Here is a 7,222-nt window from a genome sequence, read left to right on the forward strand (position 1 = left end):
AAGGGATCAGATGGCGACCGGTTCCTGGGTCAGGCGCTGCTCGATGCGCGCCAGCGAGCCGAGCGCAAAGAAATCGTCGAAGGATGCGATCGGCACCTCTTCGATGAGCTTGGACATGAAGGCATCGGAACCAAGCTCTTCCTCGATCGCTTCCACTTCCGCCGACAGCGGCCGGTCGACCGTGTAGAAATCCGCATGCTTGCGAACGACATCGTAGAGCATTCCGCCGACGCCCTTCGGCTTGTCGCCGAGGATGTCCACGGCCTGTGCCGAAAGCAGCGCTTCAAGCGCGGCAAGGCGCATCAGGGCGCGCATCTGGCGTTCGAAACGCTCGATCACCAGCGGCAGGAACGCCGCCTCGTCCTCGAGGCCGGCCGCAACCACCAGCGACTGCGCCGAAACCGGGTTCGACATCGACAGCACGCGGGAAAAGATTTCGCCGGCCAGCTTGATGATCGGGCCGAAACCGGTGGCAATACGGCCGGGCGGCACGAGATTGACCGGCAGGTCGCGGCGCTGGCCGTTACCGAGCAGGACGCAGCGGTTGAAAGCGTTGCGGGCGGCGTGCGCCATGCAGAGAGCCGCCGATTCCAGCAGGATCGTCACATCGAGCGGAAGAGAGCCGCCTGAGGTCATGACCCGGCCCTCGACGACGACAGGGTTGTCATCGGAGCGTCCGGTGGCTGCCAGGATCTTGTGGCCTGTCGTCAGCAGGTTCTCGATGACGGCACCGAAGACCTGCGCGATCATCCGCAGGCTCAATGGGTCCTGAACGTGGGTTTTGACTGGCCATTGCCAAGCGTCTGATGCATTGCAGAGCCAGGAGCCGATCAAGGCCTCCCGGGAGGTGCCGACATGTCGGACAGAAAGCCACGGATCGCGGGAAGCGCCGAGTGCACCTGAAGCCATCATGCCGGAGGCCAGCAGCACGCGAATCGAAGCCGCAGCATTACGGGTTGCGTCCGCTGCCGCGGCAAAGCTCACGGCGTTGACGCTGAGCGAGGCCAGGCTGTCGCGCGGGGCCATCGTAAAGGGCTTCATGCCGGCAGCGGCGAAGGCGTCGGCAGCCTGCATGCGCTTGCCGCGGTGAACGGCTTCCCCGACTCCCGTCAGCACCGCGCCGATCTGTCCCATCAGGCCGATATCGGCGCAGCCAATGGAGCCGGTACGGCGGACGACCGGAATGATATCCGCCTCAAGCATCTGCATATAAGCATTGACGAGTTCAGGCGTGCAGCCGACTTGCCCCGTCAGCGCGGTATTGATGCGGATGGCCATCGCGTTGCGCACGACCGAGCATGAAAATGGCGTACCGGTGCCGAAGTGATGCGCCCGCACCAGCCCGAGATTGAAGGCGTCGAGATCCTCGGGAGACCACTCGACATCCTTCATGGCGCCGACGCCGGTGGTCGCGCCGTAGACTGGCATTCCAGTCTTGATCGCATCCTCGACGATCCCGCGCGCGATCTCGACGCGGGCCATGCCGGTTGCTGAAGCTGAAAGCGCCGCCTTTCCCGATCCGATCCTCACCATCTCGGCAAAGCTGAGCGGTTGCCCGGAAAGTTCGATGCGGGGGCGTTCATGCTTCATCTGCCATATCTCCTTGAAAAGTGAGACTATGCGACGGCGCTACTTGATGGGATATCCCAAATATCGAACACAGCATGCATTGCTGCGATGGATCAGGTCACCACCCAGGCAATATAAAGAAGGGTGAGCGCGATAATCCAGAGGGCCAACCGACCGGAGCGATTGTGGCGCGCTTCGGATTTGCCGATCGCATCGGCCGTTTCCGCGTCGAATCGCAATCCGTGCTCGCTCATCTGCAGCAGTTGATGGTGGAACTTCTCGGTCTTGGCGGCAATTTCAGGCGCCGCTTCGGCGAGCTTGACCGCCGCCTTCAACCCGTCCTTGAGATCGGTGACGATCCGCTTCGGGCCAAGATTGTTGCGGATCCAATCGCCGACGACGGGTTCGGACGCCTTCCACATGTTGAAGCGTGGATTGAGCATGCGCGACACGCCTTCGACCACCACCATGGTCTTCTGCAACATGACCAGTTCCGGTCGCGTCGCCATGTCGAAGAGTTCGGTTACCTCGAACAAGAGCGTCAGCAGCTTGCCCATCGAGATGGTTTCAGCGGGCTGGCCATGGATCGGCTCACCGATCGCGCGGATTGCCTGCGCGAAGCTCTCGACATTGTGGTGGCCCGGCACGTAGCCTGCCTCGAAGTGGACTTCCGCGACTCTGATATAGTCGCGGGTGATGAAGCCAAAGAGGATTTCGGCCAGGAAGCGGCGTTCCTTTTTCCCCAGTCGTCCGACGATCCCCATGTCGACCGCGACGATATCGCCATGCTCGTCGACAAAAAGGTTCCCGGGATGCATGTCGGCGTGGAAGAAGCCATCGCGCAGCGTGTGGCGAAGAAACGACTGGATCAGCGTGTCGGCGAGCACATTGAGATCGTGGCCGGCGGCGCGCAGGCCCTCGACATCAGACATCTTCACGCCGTCGATCCACTCCATGGTGATCACGTCGCGGCCGGTGCGTTCCCAATCGACCTTCGGCACACGGAAGCCTGGGTCTTTCTCGGTATTCTCTGCAATCTCGGAAAGGGCTGCCGCCTCAAGGCGGAGGTCCATTTCGACCTTGGTCGTCTGCTCCAAGGTCTTCGTGACCTCCACCGGCCTCAGCCGCCGGCTTGAAGGCATGAAGCGTTCCTGCATGTGAGCGACGAGATACATCGCCTCGATATCATGCGAGAAGCGTTGACGTACGCCGGGGCGAACGACTTTGACGGCAACCTTCTTGCGTCCAGCAGGCGTATCGACCTCGGCCGCGTGCACCTGGGCAATCGACGCCGCTGCAATTGGGTCGCCGAAGCTCGCGTAAAGCTCCTCGATCGGGCGACCGAGAGACCCAGAAATGCTCGCCTTGGCGGCTGCGAGCGGAAAGAACGCCATGCGATCCTGAAGCTGCGACAGATCATCGGCGAACTCGACGCCAACAACATCCGGGCGCGTTGCCAGGAACTGCCCGATCTTCACATAGGAAGGGCCGAGCCTTTCAACGGCTTGCGCCAGTCGGTCACTGCGCTTCTTCGATTTCGAACGATTGCGCGCGAAGACACCGACAAACGACTTGGCAAGCCCGATCGAGGGCGGAAGATCTTCCGACGGCAGGGCCGAAATCACGCCTTCGCGCACGAGAATCCAGCCGACGCGCCAGAGCCGGAAATATGCTCCCAGAGTGCTCATGCCGGATTGCCTGCCTGCGAAAGCGAGCGGGTGAACGGTGTACCTAGAACCATGCCTCAGAGCTTCCAGCCGGAATGGAGGGCTGCGATGCCGCCGGTATAGTTGGTGAAGCTCACGCGCGAGAAGCCGGCTTTGCGGATCATTTCGGCGAAGTTCTCTTGGTTGGGGAACTTGCGGATCGATTCGACGAGATACTGATAGGGCTCGGCCTCGCCGGTGATCGCCTTGCCGAATTTCGGAATGGCATTGAAGGACCAGCTGTCATAGATGCGGTCGAGCAGCGGCATGTCGACTTCGGAAAATTCAAGCACGAGCAGCCGGCCGCCGCGCTTTAGCACGCGATAGGCTTCGCTGAGGGCCACGTCGATGCGCGGCACGTTGCGGATGCCGAAAGCGATCGTATAGGCATCGAAGCTGTTCGGCTCGAACGGCAAGTCCTCGGCGTTCGCCTCGACGAAAGTCAGGTTGTCGGAGAGCTTCTTCTTGGCGGCGCGCTCGGCGCCGACGGCAAGCATCGAGCCGTTGATGTCGAGCACGGTCGCATGCGCCTGCCGGTTGGAGGCCTCGACGATACGAAATGCGATGTCTCCTGTGCCGCCGGCAACGTCGAGAACCTTGTAGCCGGGCTCCTTGCGCGGGTTCAGCGCCGCAATCATCGCGTCCTTCCAGACGCGGTGCATGCCGACCGACATGACGTCGTTCATGATGTCGTAGCGCTTGGCGACCTTGTGGAAGACCTCGTTGACGAGACCCTGCTTTTCACCATCCGCCACTTCGCGGAAGCCGTAGGATGTTTCCATGCCGCCTTCGGCGGAGGTACGGCTTTCTGACATCGAAATACTCCATCTATCTGAAATCGGCGCGGCGACCATAGCGAACGGACGCGCGCGGCGCTATCTGTGGGCCACGGTCAAAGCCGCGGCACCTTGGCGCTATAGCGCACAACGCCCGTGGTTGAAACATGTTAGATATAGATGGGTTAAGATGCCGGAATTGCCAGAAGTCGAAACCGTCAGACGCGGGCTTGCCCCTGCCATGGAAGGCGCGCGGATCGCGCGCCTGGAGTTGCGCCGTAAGGACCTGCGGTTTCCTTTTCCTGATGGCTTGGAGGCGCGTGCGACCGGCCGCAATATCGTTGCGCTGGGCCGTCGCGCCAAGTATCTGCTGATCGACCTCGACGATGGCACGACGATCATCTCGCATCTTGGCATGTCCGGCTCCTTCCGCATCGAGGCGGGGCCTCTTTCCGATGCGCCGGGCGAATTTCATCATCCGCGCTCGAAGGACGAAAAGCACGATCACGCGATCTTCCATCTGGAAGGCCCGAAAGGCATCAGCCGTGTCATCTATAATGACCCGCGCCGCTTCGGCTTCATGGATGTGGCGCAGCGCTCCGAGCTTGACCTCAATCCCTTCCTCTTCGGTCTCGGGCCTGAGCCGACCGGCAACGAACTCAGTGCCGCCTATCTGGCGGAACGCTTCAAGGATAAGGCGCAGCCGCTGAAGAGCGCGCTGCTCGATCAGAAGAATATTGCCGGGCTCGGCAACATCTATGTCTGCGAGGCGTTGTGGCGTGCGCACCTGCGCCCGACGCGGGCTGCGGCGACTGTCGTCACCAAGACCGGCAAGCCAACCAAGCAGATGGATCTCCTCGTCTCCTCGATCCGCGATGTCATCGCCGATGCCATCAAGGCCGGCGGGTCGTCGCTGCGCGATCATATCCAGACCGACGGCTCGCTTGGTTATTTCCAGCACTCCTTCTCGGTCTATGATCGCGAAAGTCTACCTTGCCGCACGCCCGGCTGCAGCGGTACGGTCGCACGCATCGTCCAGGCAGGGCGCTCGACCTTCTATTGCCCTGCCTGTCAAAAATAATGGGAGGATTGTCCATGGCCTATGAAACGCTGATCGTCGAAACCCGCGGCGCGGTCGGGTTGATCACCTTGAATCGCCCGCAGGCGCTGAACGCGCTGAATTCGACGGTGCTGAAGGAGCTTCTGCAGGCCTACGAAGCCTTTCAGGCCGACGATGCCGTCGGCGCCATGGTGCTGACGGGTTCCGACCGCGCATTCGCCGCCGGCGCCGACATCAAGGAAATGCAGCCGCTCAGCTATGTCGATGTCTATAGCCGCGACCTGATGAGCGGCTGGGACGACGTTGCAAAGGTGCGCAAGCCTGTGATCGCGGCCGTCAGCGGTTTTGCGCTCGGCGGCGGCTGCGAGCTTGCCATGATGTGTGACATTATCATCGCCTCGGAAACCGCCAAGTTCGGCCAGCCCGAAATCACGCTCGGCGTCATCCCCGGCATGGGTGGCTCACAGCGACTGACGCGCGCCGTCGGCAGATATAAGGCCATGGATCTGATCCTGACAGGCCGCATGATGGACGCTGCCGAAGCCGAGCGCGCAGGACTCGTTTCGCGTGTGGTGGCGCCCGAGCGGCTGCTGGACGAGGCACTGGAGGCGGCCGCCAAGATTGCCTCGCTGTCGCGTCCGTCCGTGCTGATGGCAAAGGAGGCGGTAAACCGCGCGCTCGAGACAACATTGGATGAAGGTCTGCGCTTCGAGCGCCGCCTTTTCCATAGCCTGTTTTCGACCGAAGATCAGAAAGAGGGGATGACGGCTTTCATCGAAAAGCGTAAGCCTGCCTTCAAGAACCGCTGAGCCTTGGAGAAAGGCGGCGTTTCCTCGAAAATGCGCGTTGACGTGGGTCGGCTTTAGGGTTATATGCCCGCCCACGGTTCGGGAAGCCACTCCGGTTTTCCGATTATGCTCCCGCATTGCTGTATGAAGTGGCCGCAAGGCCCGCGGTGATGACGGAGTTTGTTCGAATTCTTAGAGAGGCATCCATGGCCAATACAACTTCGGCGAAAAAAGCGACCCGCAAGATCGCCCGCCGTACCGACGTCAATAAGGCTCGTCGCTCGCGCGTTCGTACTTTCGTTCGCAAGGTCGAAGAGGCAATCGCATCTGGTGATGCTGCCAAGGCAAAGGAAGCTTTCCTCGCCGCGCAGCCGGAACTGGCTCGCGCCGCAAGCAAGGGCGTGCTGCACTCCAACACGGCTTCCCGCAAGGTTTCGCGCCTGGCAGCTCGTGTGAAGGCTCTGTCGGTTTCTGTGACCGCATAATCTTTCGTTAATAAGCCTATCATTATGATTAGCCCGGCAACTTTGTCGGGCTTTTTCGATTCTGCCGACTGGCTTCCGTATGGTTAATTCGGCGACGATTTCATGTCGAGCGTATGACACGAAAAAAGCAATAAAAACAAATACTTGTTGTAGGATACTTCAGGTGCGCCCGACTCGGGGCCCACAATCTGCGGTCTGAGCAGAGTCAAGAAGCTTTTTTATTTTTTTCTTTTTATGCGTGTCAAAAATGCCGGCGAGGGGAATCTCCTTGATTCAAAAGCGATTCTTTTTTGACACCGATGTGACGCTCAAAAACTGCCCCCCGAGTCAACGGGCCGCTCTTAATTTTGCGTAAAATTCATCGTTGATTCCCGCATTCGATCCTGCCTAAATGCCGATCAACAAGGGGTCCAGACATCACCTGTGAAGGCTTGGTCTGAAACTGCCACGTCGGCGGGGCGTTGAACCTGTGCCACTTGTTACGGAGAGTTTAAGTCTCCGGTTTTTCACGCACTTGAGCATTTTTGACCGCGACGTGGCTGTCGCGGAACGGTGATGTTTTGTGTGTTGGTTGCACGCGTTGCGTGAAACCGGAATGGGGAAGAGAAGTCGTGGCAGGACGATTGGACGCCGGTGTTACGAGGAACGGCATCCAGTCCGAGGGAATGCAGTCGAACCGCATGATGCGGGCTCGCGCTTTCCCGGGAGCATCCTGTGAGTGGGGCAGTATTTGAGTGAACCGGCAGGCGAGTGGCTCATGAGGGTGCTACTTTCTAGCCATAGCGGGGAAATAATCGGGCGACGAAACAAAGTCGGCCGACGAATGGAAGGCGGCATG

General features: G+C 60.2%; 6 protein-coding genes. 3 read left to right on the forward strand and 3 right to left on the reverse strand.

Annotation, left to right across the window (positions count from 1 at the left end; translation table 11 throughout):
• Nucleotides 1–6: 6 nt before the first annotated feature.
• From NBG89_RS18750 to ubiE, 3 genes are all read right to left on the reverse strand, one after another.
• Nucleotides 7–1,590 carry an aromatic amino acid lyase gene (locus NBG89_RS18750; protein WP_431321181.1) on the reverse strand — a complete coding sequence of 528 codons (1,584 nt, stop codon included), beginning with the start codon at nt 1,588–1,590 and terminating at the stop codon, nt 7–9.
• A gap of 92 nt (nt 1,591–1,682) precedes the next feature.
• Nucleotides 1,683–3,257 carry a 2-polyprenylphenol 6-hydroxylase gene (gene ubiB, locus NBG89_RS18755; protein ID WP_431321182.1) on the reverse strand — a complete coding sequence of 525 codons (1,575 nt, stop codon included), beginning with the start codon at nt 3,255–3,257 and terminating at the stop codon, nt 1,683–1,685.
• Between the two features lie 56 nt (nt 3,258–3,313).
• Nucleotides 3,314–4,090 (reverse strand): bifunctional demethylmenaquinone methyltransferase/2-methoxy-6-polyprenyl-1,4-benzoquinol methylase UbiE, encoded by a 777-nt coding sequence (gene ubiE, locus NBG89_RS18760; protein WP_431321183.1) that lies wholly within the window; start codon nt 4,088–4,090, stop codon nt 3,314–3,316.
• A gap of 151 nt (nt 4,091–4,241) precedes the next feature.
• Between ubiE and mutM the strand changes: the two genes are divergently transcribed.
• The 3 genes from mutM (at nt 4,242) to rpsT (ending at nt 6,384) form a co-directional block, all read left to right on the forward strand.
• Nucleotides 4,242–5,132 carry a bifunctional DNA-formamidopyrimidine glycosylase/DNA-(apurinic or apyrimidinic site) lyase gene (gene mutM / locus NBG89_RS18765; protein ID WP_431321184.1) on the forward strand — a complete coding sequence of 297 codons (891 nt, stop codon included), beginning with the start codon at nt 4,242–4,244 and terminating at the stop codon, nt 5,130–5,132.
• A gap of 14 nt (nt 5,133–5,146) precedes the next feature.
• Nucleotides 5,147–5,920: an enoyl-CoA hydratase gene (locus tag NBG89_RS18770; RefSeq protein ID WP_088691139.1), complete on the forward strand. Its 774-nt coding sequence runs from the start codon at nt 5,147–5,149 to the stop codon at nt 5,918–5,920.
• 185 nt (nt 5,921–6,105) lie between these two features.
• Nucleotides 6,106–6,384, forward strand: a complete 279-nt coding sequence (gene rpsT / locus NBG89_RS18775) for a 30S ribosomal protein S20 (RefSeq protein ID WP_431321185.1) — start codon at nt 6,106–6,108, stop codon at nt 6,382–6,384.
• Nucleotides 6,385–7,222 lie beyond the last annotated feature (838 nt).

It is taken from the genome of Rhizobium sp. YTU87027, from assembly GCF_050644135.1.
Lineage (GTDB): Bacteria > Pseudomonadota > Alphaproteobacteria > Rhizobiales > Rhizobiaceae > Rhizobium.